Source organism: Rhodococcus sp. GB-02 (genome assembly GCF_053470465.1).
In genome coordinates this window covers 755,859-772,546 of sequence record NZ_JBPUKE010000002.1, presented here as the reverse complement: position 1 = coordinate 772,546, position 16,688 = coordinate 755,859, and the positions used below count along the sequence as shown (strand labels likewise).

Below are 16,688 nucleotides of genomic sequence, written 5' to 3'. Positions count from 1 at the left end.
GGACGGTTGGGTTCAGAGATCCGGGTACGAGGTGAGGTTGTCGACCTTCTCGGTGGTTTCCGGCTCTTCCGGCAGCTTGCCGGTCACCAGGAAGATGACACGTCGGCCGACCTCGACGGCGTGGTCGGCGAATCGCTCGTAGAAGCGGCCGAGCAGCGTGACGTCGACTGCGGCGGCAACGCCGTGCTTCCACTCGCGGTCCATGAGGACGGTGAAGAGGTGGCGGTGGAGGTCGTCCATCGCTTCGTCTTCTTCGCGCAGACGGGCAGCGCGCTCGGGGTCGCGGGTCTCGAGGACGACCTTGGCGGCCGCACCGATGGAGACAGCAATGCGTCCCATCTCGGCGAAGTAGCCGTTGACCTCTTCAGGAAGCACGTGGTTGGGATGTCGGCGACGCGCGATCTTGGCGACGTGCAGGGCGAGTGCACCCATGCGGTCGATGTCGGCGACGATCTGGATTCCACTGACCACCGAGCGCAGATCTCCGGCAACGGGAGCCTGCAAGGCGAGCAACGCAAACGCGCGCTCCTCGCAGATGGTGCTGAGTTCGGTGATCTTGTCGTGTTCGCCGATTACTTGTTCTGCCAGGGACAGGTCTGCCTGGAGCAGGGACTGGGTGGCGCGCTCCATAGCGGCACCTGCCAGTCCTGCCATCTCGCCGAGCGTGTCTGCAAGCTCGGTCATCTGTTCGTTGTAAGCCACGCGCATGAGGTCAGAGCCTACGTGCCGTGAAAGACCAAGTCACAAGCACCAGGTGAACGCAAGGTGAATGAACGCGTGTCAGTCGCAGGTGGTGTCGCCGGCGTTGACGCTGGCGATGTCGGCGGGCAGAGCCGTCGAGGTGCTGGTGTCGACCGACGTCGGATTTGCCGCCAGCATGGTCCCCGGGTCGGCGGGGGCGACGACGGTGCCGGAGAAATTGCTTCCGACGACGACCTCGATCATGTCTCCCATGCTCGGAGCGAGGACGAGAACCGCGCCGGGAATCGACGACGCGACAGTCACCGCTTCAGCCTCGTAGCCTGCGGCGTAACGCACGACGGTGGTCGACGCTTGAGCATTCGCCAGGCCGGTGGCTGCGCTGAAGTTACCGACCGTGGAGATCTGGAAACCGTAAGCAGCGAGGCTGTCGGCGATTGTCGCGGCCTGCCCGGCAATTCCCGACGCGTTGGAGACGTCGACCGAGATGTTGTAGGCGCTCATCGCTTCGACGGAAGTGGCGGCGGGCGGCGTGCTGGACGTAGGAGCGGTCGTCGTGGAACTGGTCGACGATGGTGTGGTGTCCTCGCGCTCTTCACCCGGAAGCGGATCGTCGTCGATGATCGCCTGGAAGAGGGACTTGATCTCGTCGGTGCGAGGAATCTCGTTGCCCCAGTCGTTGGTGCCGTCGGTGGGGACCGTCAAGAACGTGACCGCGCCTGCATCGACGTTCTGTAGCGAACGGCCGAGGGTGACCAGTGATTTCGTGTCGATGTTCTCGACGAACGTGTCGCTGGTGAAGGCGTTGATGAATCCGTTGAGCTTGCTCGGATTGAGGAGGACCTGGTTGGACAGGGCCGAGCGGAGCAGCGCCGACAGGAACTTCTGCTGGCGAGTGATGCGTCCGTAGTCGCCGTTGCCCTCGGCTTCGACGTGGCGGGCGCGCACGTAATTGAGTGCGGTACGGCCGTCGAGCATCTGCGTGCCGCCGGACGCGAGAACGGTTCCGAGAATGCCGTCTTCGATCGGTCCGGGGGAGCAGACGTTTACGCCGCCGACGGTGTCGACCATGCGCTCGAAACCGGCGAAGTCCATTCCGACGAAGTGTCCGATCTTCAGGCCGGACATCTTCTGGATGACCTTGACCAGGCACTTGGGGCCACCGAGTGCGTACGTCGCATTGAGCTTGTCGCCACTGGCCGCTGGGAAGGTTTCGCTGGTGTACTTGCCGGCGTCGTTGTCCCAGCCCTGGCAGATCGGACGTTCGACGTCGAGGTCACGGGGGAAGGAGACTGCGACGACACGGCTTCGGTCGGCGGGAATGTTCACGAGCATGACCGTGTCGGCTCGGGCACCTTCGGCGTCCTCGACGGTTCCGGCGCCGATCTCACCACTCGCACCGGCGCGGGTATCGGTGCCGATGATCAGGTATGTCTCGTCACCGAGCTGGCCGCCGGCGTCGATGATGTCGTCGGATTCGGTGTCGAGTGCTGCAATCTGATCGAAGCCGCCTTCGACCGATCGCAGATAACCCCAGACGACGCCGGTCAATGCGAGCGACATGACGGCCAGGAACGCTACTGCTGATCGGCCGATCACTTTTGCGCGATGGCGGCGGCGAATCTTGCTTTGCGCCAGGCGGGTGGCGCCGGTGTCACCGACTATGCGCGGCACTGCGGAGGTGACGGGATGTTCTTCGGTTATCCAGTCCGCAGCGGCAGGCGGGACTGTCGGACGCGCGGGAATCGGCCGGGCCGGGGGCGGTGCTGATGCCGCCGGGCGTGGTGCCGATGCAGCTCGAGATGGAGTCTTGGGTGGTGCGGACTTGGGCGGCGCCGCCGGGGCAGGTGGCGGCTTTTTGTCGCCTACCCGACGGACCAACTCGGCGACCGACACGGAGTCGTCGGTCGGAGGCGAATCCCGTCGGCCGGTACGTCCACTGCTGCGACGCTCCGGGGGACTGGGCGGTTGCGGTGCTGGTCGCTGTGATGTTGAAGGGCGTGGTGTTGCCGGGCGCTGGGGCGTTGCCGGTTGGTCCGGTCGGGCGCTGCGGAAGCGCTTGTCTGCGAGCGGACGTTCCCAGGGGGCGCGGCTCTCGGGCGGAGGTGGGCCCGAATCGTGATCATCACCCACCGATGCAACCTGTCCCGTCGTCGACTGTCAGTAACTCGTCATTCAGATGCCGGCGTCAACCGGTTGTCGACGAAGCTGGAGCCATATTACTGGTGAATCCTGAGTGCTCCACTCAGAAAGTGATGTGAGTAATCCGACGGCGTGTTGTCGCTAGCCGCCAGAGTGCATCATGTCAGCTCCCACCGGCACAAGGTCGTCCTCGGGATCGTCGAGCCAACCTTCCGGGAGTGCTACCTGACCGGGTGAGCCTTGGCGTCCGCGCGGGCCTTCGGCGTCCTTGGGGAACGGGACGTCGTGATCGAGCTGTCCGAGCAGGTCGTCCAGTTCGGACAACGTGCTGACCAAAGCCATCGAGACCCGTAGATCCGATCCGACCGGGAACCCACGCATGTACCAGGAGACGTGCTTGCGAAGTTCGCGCAAGCCCTTCATTTCACCGTGATGCGCGGCGAGCAGTTGGGCGTGACGGGCGATGATCTTGGTGACTTCGCCGAGCGTCGGCGGCGTGGCGATCTGTTGTCCGTTGAGAGCTGCGCTGAGTTCCGCGAACAGCCATGGCCGTCCGAGGCAGCCGCGTCCGACGACGACGCCGTCGCAGCCGGTCTCGTTCATCATGCGGGCAGCATCCGAGGCGTCGAAGATGTCGCCGTTGCCGAGGATCGGAACGTCGGTGACGTGTTCCTTGAGGCGCGTGATCTCGTTCCAGTCGGCGGTGCCGGAGTAGCGCTGCGACGCGGTTCGTGCGTGAAGCGCGACGGCAGCGGCGCCTTCAGCTGCGGCGATCCGGCCGGCGTCGAGGTGTGTGTGATGTTCCGGGTCGATACCGACGCGCATCTTGACGGTGACCGGGATGTCGGTGCCTTCGGTGGCGCGCACGGCTGCCGCGACGATCTGTCCGAACAGTCGACGCTTGTACGGCAGCGCGGATCCGCCGCCCTTGCGGGTCACCTTCGGTACCGGGCAGCCGAAGTTCATGTCGATGTGATCGGCCATGTTCTCGTCGACGATCATCTTGGCTGCGGCGTACGTCGTATCCGGGTCGACGGTGTACAGCTGCAGCGACCTGGGCGTTTCGGTCGGGCCGAACGTGGTCATGTGCATCGTGGCGGGCTGGCGTTCGACGAGCGCGCGTGCGGTGACCATCTCACAGACGTAGAGCCCGGACGTGCTGCCTGCACGTTCGAGTTCGAGTTCACGACACAGCGTGCGGAAGGCGACGTTGGTGACGCCCGCCATGGGTGCGAGGACCACGGGGCTGTGCAGCTCGAGTGAACCGATACGAAGGGATGACATGTCTACCTCTGAACAAATACTTGTGACAATTGGAAGTGCCCGGTACCGAATCCGGTACCGGGCACAGAATAGCCGGTGAAACTAAGAAGCCTGCTGTTCGCGCTTGGCGGCTTCGCGTGCGAGCATGCGATCGCGCTGTTCCTCGAACTTCGTCGCGTTGGCGGCGAGGCTCTCGAGGAAGGCCGCCAACTCTTCGCGCGTGTTCTCGCCTTCGGCGCTGAAATCGTTGCGCTCGAAGATGTTCCACTTGCGCAGGACAGGCCAGACGACCTCGTCGAGGTGCTGGCGAAGGTCGTAGATGCCGTGCTTGGCCATGAGAGCGCCGTTACGACGGAAGTTCGGCATGCCGGCGCCGGGCATCTGGAAGTTCTGGACGATGTTCGCCACAGCCTTGAGAGCCTGGTCGGGAGCAAGATCGAGCGCGGCGGCGCAGATGTTGCGGTAGAAGATCATGTGCAGGTTCTCGTCGGCCGCGATGCGCTGAAGCATCTTGTCGGCAATCGGCTCGTCGCAGGCCTTGCCGGTGTTGCGGTGGCTGACGCGCGTCGCGAGTTCCTGGAAGGTCACGTAGGCGACCGAGTGCAGCAGGCCGGCGTCACCCTCGTCGATGGGCGCGCTGTAACCGTTTGTCATGTGTTCCATGCGGAAGCGCTCGAGCTCGACGGGGTCGACTGCGCGCGTGACGACGAGGTAGTCACGCATCACGATGCCGTGACGGTTCTCCTCGGCGGTCCACCGGCCGACCCACGTTCCCCAGGCACCGTCCTGCGAAAAGTTCTCGGCGATCTCGCGGTGGTACGACGGCAGGTTGTCCTCGGTGAGCAGATTGGTGATCATCGCGGCGCGAGCTACCTCGCCGAGTTGTGACTGCTCGAGACTCCAGTCCTCGCCGCCCATGGCTGCGAAGTTACGACCCTCGTCCCACGGAACGTAGTCGTGTGGATGCCATTCCTTGGCCATGGAGATGTGGCGGTTGACGTTCTCCTCGGCAACCGGCTGCAGCTCTTGTAGCAGCTCCAGCTGCGTCAGAATCCTCGTCATTTCTTGCCTCCATGTTGAGTGAATGCGCGACTTCGCCCCAGCCTACGGCACCGTAGGTTTGAAAAGAATGGCATGAAAATTGCTCCCCTCGAGGGATGTTACCGATCCGTAGTTATCCGGGGGCACTTTCACGACCAAGTCGTTCTTTGGACGTAGTCGCGGAACGTCCGGGCGGGGTCGGACAGCTCGCGGCTCTTCGACCAGATCAGGCCTATTTTTCGCTGTGCTCCTTCGATCGGTACGTAGACGACTCCTTCGGCCCAGATCGGTGGATCCTGAACCGGCATGACCGAGACGCCGAAGGACGCGGAGACCAGTCCGCCGACCGTTGCCAGCTCACTGCTCTCGAAGACGAAATTCGGAGTGAATCCTGCGTCCGCGCACAGTTCATCGAGAATTCTTCGCATCCCGAAGTTCGGATGCATACCGATGAACGGTTCGTCGGCCGCGTCCGCAAGCTCGACCGAATGCAACTTTGCAAAGCGATGATCAGCCGGAACGGCCAATGCCAGTGACTGTTGAGCGATTTGCATCCACGCCACCTGCGGATCTCGCGGCTGCGGCGAGACGACGGCCAGGTCGGACGTGCCGGCGGAAATTCTGTCGACCAGGAACTGTGCACTGTCCTGATGCAATTCGAATCGCACCCCGGGATGCTCGACGCGATATCCCCGCAGCATGTGCGGCACCAACCAGGTGCCGAACGAGTGGAGGAAGTCGAGCCGGACCGTGCCGCTCTCGGGGCTCGCCAGCGACTGGATTTCGGTTTGCGCCGCGTCGAGGGCGCGGAGCGCGGTTCGAGCGTGTTCGTAGAGGATCTCGCCGTACCGGTTCAGTTCGAGTCGTCGTCCCTGACGGTCGAAGAGCGTCACGCCGATCTGCCGTTCGAGGCGTGCGAGTTTGCGCGAAAGGGTCGGCTGCGACAGGTGAGTCAGATCCGCGGTAGCGGTCACCTGTTGGGTTTCGGCGAGAACGACAAACCAGTCGAGGTCTTCGGTCAGCATCACGAACCAAATCTATATGCGTTCTGCGCATATAGAACTCCAAATATATGCATTTTCTTTTGTCGAAGCTCGGCGGGAAGATTCTTACCGGAGGTAAGTGATGCCTGGAGGTACGTGGTGACTGTCGAGAATGTGATCGAATCCGAGGTGGCGCCGCTTCGCCGGGGATCCGCCGGGTATCGCACGGTGACCGTTGCGTTGTTCGCGGCCGGACTGTCGACGTTCATCTCGATGTACGCGGCACAGGCATTGCTCCCCGCGTTCGCGGAAGGCTTCGACATCTCGCCGGCGGTGTCTGCGCTTTCCGTCTCGGCGACGACGGGCATGCTGGCGTTGGCGATCATTCCCGCCAGTGCGCTCTCCGAGCGTTTCGGTCGCACACGGGTGATGATCGCGTCGGCGTCGGCGTCCTGTGTGATCGGTTTGCTTCTGCCGCTTAGTCCGACGATCGAGGTTCTGCTGGTCGGACGCGCAGCACAAGGATTGGCTCTGGCTGGTGTCCCGGCGGTGGCGATGGCCTATCTGGCCGAGGAGGTCGATCGGAAGGACCTCGGTGCAGCGATGGGAAGGTACGTCGCCGGTACGACGATCGGTGGATTGATCGGACGGCTTGTTCCGTCGGCCGTGGTCGATTTCAGTACCTGGCGTTGGGCACTGCTGACTGCGGCTCTGCTGTCAGCGTTGTTCGCGTTCGACATGATCCGAAAGTTGCCCGCTTCGAAGTTCTTTCGCCCGCAACCTGTATCGCTACGCACGACAGCATCGAATCTACGACGCCACCTTGCGAACCCGTCGCTGCGCACGCTGTTCGCCTTGGGTTTCATCCTGATGGGCGGCTTCGTCTCGATCTACAACTTCCTCGGATTTCGGCTCACGGCAGCACCTTTCGGCCTTCCTGAAGCACTTGTCGGGCTGGTGTTTCTTTTCTACCTTGCCGGTACTTTCACATCAGCGGTAGCCGGCGCGGCCTCGGACCGGCTGGGTAGGCGCAGTGTTCTGCTCGGCTCGGTTGTCGTCATCGGTATCGGGCTGGCAGTGACCGTTCCGGACAACCTGGCGTTGACACTCGTGGGAATGCTCCTCTTCACCGGAGGATTCTTCGCGGCACATTCGGTGGCCAGCGGGTGGGTGGGGTTGATCGCGACCGACCACCGGGCCGAGGCGTCGGCGTTGTATCTGTTTGCCTACTACGCGGGTTCGTCCGTGGCGGGTGCCCTCGCGGGTCTCGCGTACGCGGGCGGCGGTTGGGGTGGGGTCAGCGCCTTTGTCGGCGCGCTGCTGTTGGTTGCGTTTGCATTGTCGCTGAAGATGTTTCGAACTTCGATGGTCGACTGACAGTGCACTGAGGCGACCCCAAACGGGATCGCCACAGTGCGAATCTGTCGAGCGACTTACTTCTTGCCGCCGCCGAGGAGGCCGCCGAGCAGGTCTCCGAGGCCGCCGCCACCGGATCCGCCCAAGATGCCGCCGAGTGCTCCGCCGATGCCGCCGCCGGAATTGCCACCACCGCCGAGAATTCCGCCGAGGAGATCCCCGAGTCCGCCACCACCGGAGGCCTGGGTCTGCGCGCCAGCTCCGCCACCGGTGAACTGCTTGGCGAGGTAAGCCAGGACGATGGGAGCGAGGATTGGCAGCAACTGCTTCACCAGATCGTTTCCACCGCCGCCACCGACACCGCCGAGTGCGCTGGCGACCTGATCGGTCTTGCCGCCGAAGATGTTCGAGACGATCTTCTGACCGTCAGCGGTGTCGACTTTGCTGATGTCGACACCGTCGTCGAGAAGGCTGGTGTCGGCGTGCGACTGCAACGCGCTTTCCAGCGATGCTGCGCCGGCGGGATCCTGCGCGTTGGCGCCCAGGCCACCGACGAGGGTCGGAAGTGCAGTCTTGACCGCCGATTCGGCAGTTGCCTGGTCCACACCGAGTTGCTGCGCGATCTGGTCGATGGGGATCTGGGATAGAAGGTCGTCAAGCGATGCCATTGATGCCCTACCTCTTCTGGGGTACTACTCGTCAGTACCCGGCTGCTGCAGACACTAGTGAATGTCGGTGTCGACGGTAACCCTCCGGTTGCCGAGCGGTCAGGCTCGGGTCTTCTCGCGGGGGACCAGACACGCTAGGAGAGCGAGAATGAGTCCGCCGGCCGTCAAGATGAATCCTGTCTGATTTGTCAGGATCGTGGAGTGGTTTTCCCTGATGACGTTGTCGAATTGGTCGTTCACTCGGTAGTAGAACGTGCCCAGAGTTCCCAATCCCACGATGATTCCGATCCACGCTGCAATGCGAGAACCGAACAATGCGGCAATCAGAATCAAAACGGCGGCGGCGAGCAGAAGTACCGCCATCGAACGGTAGAAGGTCACCGACTGATCACTGATCTGCTCGATGGCCCAACCCGCCGGAAAACCGTCCCGCAGGTCCTCGAGACGAACGTTGCCCGGTTTGACGCCGGCCAGAACGTACATGAACGAGCCGACGGCTACGGCGATCCCACAAATCAACAGAACCAGATGAACTAACGTGCGCATGCCACTCTCCCCATGATTGGAGTTCGGTAACGCGGTCGTCGCCGAGCCTAGCTGTGTCGCGAGTGTGAAGCCCAGTAGCGAAGCGTGCACAATCATCTCCATGCCTGACAACATGCGTCGACTCGAAGAGATCTCGCTGTCACTGCCGGAGGCAGAGCGTGTCGACATCGAAGCGTGGGATGGTCACCCGACGTTTCGGGTGCGCGGCAAGAACTTCGTGTTCTGCAACCTCGAAGCTACCTCCTTGACCGTCAAGTTGAGCAAGGAAGAAGCCGAAGCGGTGGTGGCCACCGAACCAGGCGCAAGCGCTGCCGGCTACGGGCTCGGTCGCCACGGGTGGGTTTCACTCGACATCGGTACCGACGTTTTCGAGGAGAAATGGTCACAGCTCGAGGAATGGATCTACACCTCGTTCACCCTCGTTGCGCCGAAGCGGCTTGCCCGGATCGTTCTCGATGCGGATGAGGAACGCCCGTAACGGATAGATTCGTCAGTACAAACGCCGACTAGACGAGGAATTGTCATGACGACACCGGAAACTTCACCGACCACCGCAAAACCGGGCATGCCGCCGTGGGCGAAGAAGGCCATCGGGATCGCAGTGATGGCGGTGGTCCTGGTCATCGCCTACTTCATCCTTGCCGCCTTCCTTCCACGTTGGTGGGCACAGCGCATCGCGTCGCTCGCGAACGGCAGCTTCAGCGCCGGTATCGCGTGGGGACTGCTGTTCGGTCTCGTCTGCACACTGGTCCCGCTGCTCTTCTTCCGGGCTGTGTGGCAGGTGCGCAAGCGCAAGCACGCTCGAATCATGCAGATCACGGCTCTCGCGTTGGGTGTGATCTTCGCGCTGCCGAATCTGCTTTCTTTGACAGTCGTTCTCGGCAACAACAATGCAGCACACGCGGGCGAGCGGATCCTCGACGTCGACGGTCCCGGTTTCCGCGGAGCCTCCGTTGTTGGTGCAGTCCTCGGCGTCGCGTTGTTCCTGGGTCTCGTTGCGCTCGGCTACCTGTACAAAAAGCGTGGCAAGGATCTCGACAAGATGCGCGGTGAACTCAAGCAGCACGAGCCGCAGAGCAAGGGCGAGGCACCAGCTCCCGAAATCTGAGGCGGCCGAGTCACCACACGAGCACCGGTTTGATGACGCGCCCCGACGCTTGATCTTCGACGGCTTTGTCGATGTCGGAGAAGGCGTAGCGCGTCACCAAGCGGTCGATCGGAAATCGACCCTCGGTGAAGAGTTCGACGAGTTCGGGGATGAACGTCGAGACTTCCGATTCACCTTCGATGCATCCTCGAATTGTCTTTCCGCTCAGCATGATGTCGGCCATGTTCACCTCGACCGTTGATGCTCCGAGTCCGACCACTGCCAGCGTTCCCCGTGCTCGGAGTGATGCGACGGCTTGATTGATCACGGAGCCGACTCCGGTGGTGTCGAGGGAATGTGTCGAACCTCCGTCGGTGGCGGAGTGGACCGCGTCGATCACATCTTCAGTCGAGGAATCGACAGTGACGGCGCCGAATTCCTCGGCGAGTTCGCGCCGCTGCGCAACGGGGTCCACGGCGACCAGGGTTGAAACGCCGGCAGCCCTCGCCGCCAGCAGCGCTGCGAGTCCGACGCTGCCGGCTCCGAAAACGACAAACGTCGAGTCGGGCTCGGGGCGAAGCAGATTCAGCACGGCACCCGCGCCGGTTTGAAATCCGCAGCCGAGGGGAGCCGCGACGGTCAGGTCCACTGCAGGATCGACGACGACGGTGTTGTCGGCAGAGGCGATGACATATTCCGCGAAGCTGGACTGGCCGAAGAATGCGGACCGTATCGGAGTCCCGTTTCGCCGGACCGGCGTCGAGCCGTCGATGCGTGCGCCAGAGCTGTTGAGCCCGTGTGAGCTTTCGCAGTACGCCCGATGGCCGCTGAGACATTGCCTGCACACACCGCAACTGCGGTAGCTCAGCAACACGTGATCACCGGGTGCAATGCTGTCGATTGACGCGCCGACGGCCTCGACCACCCCCGCTCCTTCGTGTCCGAACACACAGGGGCCGAGCCTTTCCGGTAGCACCGACTTCGTGAACAAATCTGTGTGACACAGGCCAGTCGCGACGATGCGAACCAGGATCTCGTCTGTGCGGGGTTCGTCGATCTCGACGGTATCGAGCGTGAAGGGGGAGTGCGGGCCGTGTGAGAGCGCCGCTGTCATCTGCATGGAGGACGTCGAATTCTGTTCGGCGCGAATCACGCTCGCTCGAGCAGGAAGTAGTAGTGCTGCCCGCCGTCGAGAACCAACGCCGATTTTCCGTTCATGATGCCCATGAGCGTCGAATCGTCGACTTTCTTGAAGTGGTCGAAGATCGGCGCGCCGTCGTAGACCATCGTCGCCGTGACTTCGCCACGAAACTCGATGTTCCACAGGCTTGCTTCGCCGTTGCCGCCCTTGACGTCGGAATAGAGGTTTCCGTCCTTGTCGCGACAGATCAACGGCTTGGCATCCTCGACGGAATTGAAAGTCTTGCCGTACCAACGGCTCGCGAACAGCTTTTCGTGCAGACGATGACCGGTGGCGAAGTCGTCACCCTTCCATTCGCCGAGGATTTCTTCGGCGGCGACGGTCTCCAACGCGGCCCACACTTCGTCGAGTTCTGCTGGTGAAACACCACTTTCCGATCCACGGAGCCGGGTGAATGCGGTTCGAGCGTCATCGAGATTCATGTCTCTCCTTGCGGCGGCGGGTGAGTTGGCCGAAGTTCGCGAACCAAATTGTTCGTCAACTCTGCACGCTACGCCGAACCGGATGGTTCGGCAACGGTCGATTCGTTCTAGGCTGTGAACATGCGCTCAGCAGGGGAAGCCACGAGAGACCGCATTCTGGCGGCCGCAAAGGACGAATTTGCGACGTACGGCCTGGCCGGCGCGCGGATCAATCGGATCGCCGCGCAAGCGCGTGCCAGCAAGGACCGTCTATATGCGTACTTCGCGAGCAAGGAAGAGTTGTTTTCTGTCGTCACTGAGCAATGGACGTCCGAAACCACAGCGGAGACAGCGCTACGAGGTGATGATCTGCCGGGCTATGCAGGTCGACTTTTCGACAATTACGTAGCGCATCCCGAGAACGCTCGATTACAGCAGTGGGCGGAACTCGAAGCGCCGGACGTCATGAGCGAGGACGACATACGAAGCAAGACGTTCAGGCCGAAAGTGGCCGAGATTCGCAAAGGCCAACTCGAGGGACACATCGACCCCGAGTGGAATCCCGCGGAGTTGATTCTGTTGATTACCGACATCGCGCGGATGCTCGCGCTCAAGTCGTCCCGTCCCGTCGCTCAGCGTCGCGAGGCTGCGGTCGGGGCGGTTCAGCGGTTGATCGCCATGCAGTGACATGGATTTCCGGCCGTGTTCAATGCTGTGCCGACGGGTGGGAGGTGAGATTATCAACGCACCAAACTACCTAAAAGGGGCACTTCGATGAGTGGTCGTTCCGGAACGCACGAGCTGCCTGCGGGTGGAAGCGATACCCCTGGTGATCGTTTCGGTCACTTGGTAGAGCGTCGTGACGACGCAGATTTCCCGTTCTACAACGATGTTCCGGCTGCGCTTTCCGTGAAGCAGTGGATCATCCTGTGGGCTTCCGTCATAGTCGGGTTCGCTGCGTTGGTACTCATCCCGCAGCCCAACAACTTCGTGGGGTTGATTCCCCGGATCCTGTTCGTGACGATTCCGCTGGTTGTGCTGGCCATGGTGAAAAAAGATCACTGGCGCGCACTGTTTCGTAAGGTCAGTGGTCACGATGTGTTGGTGATGATCGGTTTTGCCGTTCTCAACCTCATCCTGACGGTTCTACTGGCCCTCATCGTCAAGTCGGTCTTCGGGGTATCGGCGAACGACGTAATCGAGGATGTCGGCGAAGCGGGTGCGTTGGACACCGTTGCCTTCTACGTGGGGACACTGTTCCAACTCGTCGGCGAGGAAGTCTTCACGATCATCCCGTTTCTCGCCCTGATGTACTTCCTGTTCGCCAAGGCAAAGCTCTCACGTAAGAACGCGATTCTTCTGGCTTGGCTGATCAGTTCCCTGTGGTTTGCTGCTGCGCATCTTCCGACATATGACTGGAACTTCGCGCAAGCGTTCATCGTCATCGGTGGCGCTCGACTTGTATTGACCCTCGCCTACATTCGCACGAAGAACCTGTGGGTCTCCTCGGGTGCGCACATCGTCAACGACTGGACGCTGTTCACACAGGCGTTGGTAGCAAACGCTGCGTTCCTCGCTCTCTGAGGCGAGAAACGCAGCTTCGGATTCGTTTGTCTCGGATCACGCGAATTCGATTCGGTCGCTTTCTGTTCCGCGTATCGGCGAGACCCGCGGCGTCCGCGAATCACCAGTCATGACGCCTCGCTCGACCTCCGGGGCGAGGACCTCTCGGAGGAACTGGCGCTTTGTGGAACCGTCATCGAAATACGCGGACCACGATCGTCAATGCGGTGACGGTCATGATGACGAAGAGGACAGGTGGCGGCCCTTCCCGTCCGGTGACGTTCGTGTGTGTCATTCATGCCTCGGTTTCCGCGGCTTGGTGGGTTAAGAGTTTCCGCACACCGGATGCTTCGGACTGTGGAGGAAACGCGCCGTTCTCTCGGGACCGGGTAGGGGTGCAGCTCGACCCTCGAGTGAGGCGGTTGCCTGGATTTACGGATTTCTCAGTAACGGTGCGTACGTTGGGCGTCGGCTCGTTGACGCCCTCGGGATGTTGACGTGCCGCCAAAACTTTTGTTGTCGACTGTTCAGATGCTGGTGAGCAAAAGGATCGCGGCCGGCCACCCGGACTGAATATCGTCGACACCCAGCGTGTTCCTTCGGTGCGCGCACCTGTTCAGCATCGGGAGTGGACTGTGTCGAAGTGGCAGCACGCATGAAGATTTCGAAGATGACGGCGCTGGTCGTTGTGGCTGCATTCGCCCTGACGTTGGGGTCGGCGCAAGTCGGAACCGCCCGCGCGGACACGCCGGTCAGGGTGAGCGTGGCCGGCAATGTCGTGAGCGCTGGGCATTTGGAGCAGGTGCGGCGCCCCAACCGATGCGTGAAGGCCGGGCAGGGAAAGCCGAAAACGAGCGAGCAGAAGTCCACGAATCGTAGTGGGCGTCGAGGTAGCGGGGGATGCTTCTGACAGTGATTGCGAAGTTCCGCAATCAACCGTCGCAAATCTGTAACACGTTCTAATCTTGCGTGATGGACGTGACTTATGAGGGGACCAAACGCGAAGTCGCTACCGACAAGGGGACTTTGCGCTATCACGAGGCGGGCGATGGTCCGCCGTTGATCCTGTTGCACGGCTCAGGGATCGGTGTGAGTGGTTGGCGGAACTATCGGGGGAACCTCGAAATATTCGCGAAGCATTTCCACTGCTACATCCTCGAGTTCCCGGGTTTCGGCGTGAGTGATCCAGTCGACGGCCACCCGGTGCTCACGGCAGCGTCGTCGGTGATCCGATTTATGGACGCGCTGGGAATCGAATCAGCTGCGATGATCGGCAATTCGATGGGTGGGGTAGTCGGCGTCAACATCGCAATGAGGTTTCCCGATCGCGTCCGCAAGTTGGTCACCATCGGTGGCATCGGTCCGAACATCTTCAGTCAGAACCCGAGTGAAGGCACGCGGCTCCTGCAGGATTTCGCCGACGCTCCCAGTCGCGAGAAGTTGGTTCGCTGGCTCGAGTGCATGGTTTACGACAAATCCGTGATTACCGAGGAGCGGATCGAGGAGCGGTGGGAAACGGCCAACGACCCGGCTTCGCACCAGGCATTGTCGGCGATGTACGGATCCAAAGCCTTTGCCGCTCAGCAGCAGATGATGGCCAACTCGGATACCCCGCCCTACTGGTCGATGATGCATAAGGTGCAATGCCCGACCTTGCTGACGTGGGGGCTCGATGATCGGCAATGTCCACCGGACATGCCGATGATTCCGATGCGACTGATTCCGAACGCCGAACTGCATGTATTCCCGAACTGCGGTCACTGGGTGATGATCGAAGCCAAGGAGGCATTCGAGCGCGTGACCCGCGAGTTCCTGCTTCGATGACCTGTTCAGTATTCATGTGGCACGAATTGATGTGGCATGAATGCACAAGACCCGGCGCCTCCGAATGAGGCGCCGGGTCTGCATTTGTGCCCCCAGTAGGACTCGAACCTACGACCTGCGGATTAAAAGTCAGAACCCAGACGTGACACCTGGTGATACCCAATGACGAACGGACCTCGTTTCGGCAGGTGGCCGTCGATTCGAGGTCCGTTTCGTGATGCCTGGTTACGTGGTCACACGCGTCGTCTGTGACCACTCTGAAGCCACATTTGCCGTCGAGTCAGGCCTCGCGCTCTGTAGCATCACGCTGGGTCGTTGAAGTATTTGCTCGGTGGATTGGAGTTGGTCGTTGTGGTTGTGGAAGAGCCGATCAGGCACACGGAAATCGTGGGCAGTGGAGACATCACTGAGGGGCTTGTCTCGATGAAGAAGGTGAGTGCACGAGAGTTGACGCCCGATGATGTCGGCAAGTTCGTTGGATGTAATCGCGATGGCGTCAACTACCAAGCGAAGATCCTGAAGTTGGAGATCTTCGAGACAGGCCATGCGCCGGGGGTTGGCATGGTCCTGCAGCACCCGCCAATTCCCACACAGAAAGCACACAAGGAGGCCTGCCGGGTGCCGTTCGACACGGAACTTGAGATCATCGAACTGATCGCACTGTGACGACCGACAAAACGACCGATTGAGTGACCACCTACGCGTTGTCGCGGGTACTGTCGGACCTAGCCGGTACAAATAATGAGTACACCCGAGGAGATTGGAGCAACAATGCTAATTACAGAAGCGGTGGAAGGCGTCGTTGTGCTCTCCAACGAGGAGTACGACGCGTTGTTTGACCGCATCGTTCGCAAGAACATGGGGATTCCTGCGGGTGAGTTCTTAGCTCGCTGGGACTCTGGCGAATATGAAGGACGTGACTGGGATGATGTCAGCGGTCTAAGGGCGGCCGCGATGGCGCTTCCCTTGGTGCGCCCCTAGCTGTAGATGCCAGGCCGCAAGCCCTTTGAGGCAGTCCAGAATTACCTCGATCCGATCCGCGCATGCCTTGGTGTTCTGGGGCATCCAACTCTTATTCTGGGGCGTGGGGTCAAGTACGAGCTAGATGCCGATGGCTACTGGCGATTGGGCGCCGAGGACGGGCTGCAACTGCGTATGGCAAACGGGTCCACTGCATATTTCGCCGCGGAGCAGGCGTTTCGTATCGTCGAGGTCGAATCCGCTCGTCGAACGACTGCAAACCGATACCGGGTGACGACACTCATGTATGCCTACGAACTGAAGATCGACGGAATAGTTGAGTGGCAGATGCACTGGCATCCGCACGGCAATAGCTACGAGACTCGCCCCCATTATCATTTCAATCGGCGACCTGGTGCTCACAACCCATGCGCTCGTCACACTATTGAGGACGCGATCGAATGGTGCGTGAACGAAGGCGCACAGCCCACGACCGAGCGATGGCGCGAGATTCTGCAGACGAACAAGCAACTGCACGAGGAACATAGGACTTGGTCCGACATGCCCGAACAGTCTGAGGGGTAGGGACAGTCGCAGATAGGCCCAGGGGTGGAGTTGGTCGGTTCAAGCGGGCGACAGAGTGCAACTATCAACAACCGGGTGGCAGGGTGAACTGAGGCTCGCGCTGATTGATTGCCTTCCGGAGCATCTCGAAGTATTCGTCCACATCGTCCTGAAACCACAACAGCTTGCTGCTGCGACCGACCCCGTTCTTGAAGCCTCTCCTGTACAGAGGGTGGAGTTTCCGGTTATTGAGGATGGTCTGCTTACTGCAGTGCATTAGCTCAGCGAGTTCGAGGATGTCGACTGTTTTGGTGCTCATGCGATAGGTACTTACCCGCTCGTCCAGGCATGAAAACAATTGCTTACGTACATGATTGGTTGCTTTCACGC

At 61.1% G+C, this 16,688-nt stretch carries 20 protein-coding genes; 10 read left to right on the top strand and 10 right to left on the bottom strand.

Going from position 1 to position 16,688, the window contains the following annotated elements:
• Positions 1 to 12: 12 nt before the first annotated feature.
• The 5 genes from phoU to ACSW29_RS16755 form a co-directional block, all read right to left on the bottom strand.
• Positions 13 to 708, bottom strand: coding sequence for a phosphate signaling complex protein PhoU (gene phoU, locus ACSW29_RS16775; protein ID WP_003940130.1), 696 nt, complete (start codon positions 706 to 708; stop codon positions 13 to 15).
• A gap of 72 nt (positions 709 to 780) precedes the next feature.
• A complete protein-coding gene (locus ACSW29_RS16770) occupies positions 781 to 2,832 on the bottom strand; it encodes an LCP family protein (protein WP_448277780.1) in 2,052 nt (683 codons plus the stop codon).
• A 150-nt stretch (positions 2,833 to 2,982) separates the two neighbouring features.
• Entirely contained in the window at positions 2,983 to 4,125 is a 1,143-nt protein-coding gene (gene dusB, locus ACSW29_RS16765) for a tRNA dihydrouridine synthase DusB (RefSeq protein ID WP_003939756.1), read from the bottom strand.
• A gap of 81 nt (positions 4,126 to 4,206) precedes the next feature.
• Positions 4,207 to 5,166: an acyl-ACP desaturase gene (locus tag ACSW29_RS16760; protein WP_230814657.1), complete on the bottom strand. Its 960-nt coding sequence runs from the start codon at positions 5,164 to 5,166 to the stop codon at positions 4,207 to 4,209.
• 128 nt (positions 5,167 to 5,294) lie between these two features.
• A complete protein-coding gene (locus ACSW29_RS16755; RefSeq protein ID WP_448278164.1) occupies positions 5,295 to 6,170 on the bottom strand; it encodes a LysR family transcriptional regulator in 876 nt (291 codons plus the stop codon).
• A 117-nt stretch (positions 6,171 to 6,287) separates the two neighbouring features.
• On the opposite strand from ACSW29_RS16755, the gene ACSW29_RS16750 reads away from it, so the two are divergent.
• Positions 6,288 to 7,505, top strand: coding sequence for an MFS transporter (locus tag ACSW29_RS16750; RefSeq protein ID WP_448277779.1), 1,218 nt, complete (start codon positions 6,288 to 6,290; stop codon positions 7,503 to 7,505).
• Between the two features lie 56 nt (positions 7,506 to 7,561).
• Here ACSW29_RS16750 and ACSW29_RS16745 read toward each other — a convergent pair whose 3' ends face one another.
• The gene (locus ACSW29_RS16745) at positions 7,562 to 8,152 is read right to left on the bottom strand and encodes a DUF937 domain-containing protein (RefSeq protein ID WP_448277778.1); all 591 of its coding nucleotides are present in this window, start codon (positions 8,150 to 8,152) and stop codon (positions 7,562 to 7,564) included.
• Positions 8,153 to 8,251: 99 nt separating this feature from the next.
• A complete protein-coding gene (locus ACSW29_RS16740; protein ID WP_448277777.1) occupies positions 8,252 to 8,698 on the bottom strand; it encodes a hypothetical protein in 447 nt (148 codons plus the stop codon).
• Between the two features lie 100 nt (positions 8,699 to 8,798).
• Between ACSW29_RS16740 and ACSW29_RS16735 the strand changes: the two genes are divergently transcribed.
• A complete protein-coding gene (locus ACSW29_RS16735; protein WP_448277776.1) occupies positions 8,799 to 9,176 on the top strand; it encodes an MmcQ/YjbR family DNA-binding protein in 378 nt (125 codons plus the stop codon).
• Between the two features lie 45 nt (positions 9,177 to 9,221).
• Complete coding sequence (locus ACSW29_RS16730; RefSeq protein WP_230814652.1) at positions 9,222 to 9,806, top strand: hypothetical protein; 585 nt, start codon at positions 9,222 to 9,224, stop codon at positions 9,804 to 9,806.
• 10 nt (positions 9,807 to 9,816) lie between these two features.
• Here ACSW29_RS16730 and ACSW29_RS16725 read toward each other — a convergent pair whose 3' ends face one another.
• Together ACSW29_RS16725 and ACSW29_RS16720 are read right to left on the bottom strand one after the other, a co-directional pair.
• Positions 9,817 to 10,905, bottom strand: a complete 1,089-nt coding sequence (locus tag ACSW29_RS16725) for an NAD(P)-dependent alcohol dehydrogenase (RefSeq protein WP_317826123.1) — start codon at positions 10,903 to 10,905, stop codon at positions 9,817 to 9,819.
• Between the two features lie 29 nt (positions 10,906 to 10,934).
• Complete coding sequence (locus tag ACSW29_RS16720) at positions 10,935 to 11,408, bottom strand: DUF4334 domain-containing protein (RefSeq protein ID WP_230814651.1); 474 nt, start codon at positions 11,406 to 11,408, stop codon at positions 10,935 to 10,937.
• 120 nt (positions 11,409 to 11,528) lie between these two features.
• On the opposite strand from ACSW29_RS16720, the gene ACSW29_RS16715 reads away from it, so the two are divergent.
• The 7 genes from ACSW29_RS16715 (at position 11,529) to ACSW29_RS16685 (ending at position 16,319) form a co-directional block, all read left to right on the top strand.
• Entirely contained in the window at positions 11,529 to 12,074 is a 546-nt protein-coding gene (locus ACSW29_RS16715) for a TetR family transcriptional regulator (protein WP_448277775.1), read from the top strand.
• Between the two features lie 87 nt (positions 12,075 to 12,161).
• A complete protein-coding gene (locus ACSW29_RS16710) occupies positions 12,162 to 12,971 on the top strand; it encodes a CPBP family intramembrane glutamic endopeptidase (protein ID WP_448277774.1) in 810 nt (269 codons plus the stop codon).
• A gap of 622 nt (positions 12,972 to 13,593) precedes the next feature.
• On the top strand, positions 13,594 to 13,860 hold the full coding sequence (locus tag ACSW29_RS16705; RefSeq protein WP_448277773.1) for a hypothetical protein: 267 nt from the start codon (positions 13,594 to 13,596) through the stop codon (positions 13,858 to 13,860).
• Positions 13,861 to 13,922: 62 nt separating this feature from the next.
• On the top strand, positions 13,923 to 14,774 hold the full coding sequence (locus tag ACSW29_RS16700; protein ID WP_448277772.1) for an alpha/beta fold hydrolase: 852 nt from the start codon (positions 13,923 to 13,925) through the stop codon (positions 14,772 to 14,774).
• 351 nt (positions 14,775 to 15,125) lie between these two features.
• On the top strand, positions 15,126 to 15,440 hold the full coding sequence (locus ACSW29_RS16695; protein WP_448277771.1) for a hypothetical protein: 315 nt from the start codon (positions 15,126 to 15,128) through the stop codon (positions 15,438 to 15,440).
• A 75-nt stretch (positions 15,441 to 15,515) separates the two neighbouring features.
• Entirely contained in the window at positions 15,516 to 15,755 is a 240-nt protein-coding gene (locus tag ACSW29_RS16690) for a hypothetical protein (RefSeq protein ID WP_448277770.1), read from the top strand.
• Between the two features lie 6 nt (positions 15,756 to 15,761).
• On the top strand, positions 15,762 to 16,319 hold the full coding sequence (locus ACSW29_RS16685) for a hypothetical protein (protein ID WP_448277769.1): 558 nt from the start codon (positions 15,762 to 15,764) through the stop codon (positions 16,317 to 16,319).
• Positions 16,320 to 16,383: 64 nt separating this feature from the next.
• On the opposite strand, the gene ACSW29_RS16680 is transcribed toward ACSW29_RS16685, so the two are convergent.
• Positions 16,384 to 16,686, bottom strand: coding sequence for a hypothetical protein (locus tag ACSW29_RS16680; protein ID WP_448277768.1), 303 nt, complete (start codon positions 16,684 to 16,686; stop codon positions 16,384 to 16,386).
• Positions 16,687 to 16,688: the final 2 nt, after the last annotated feature.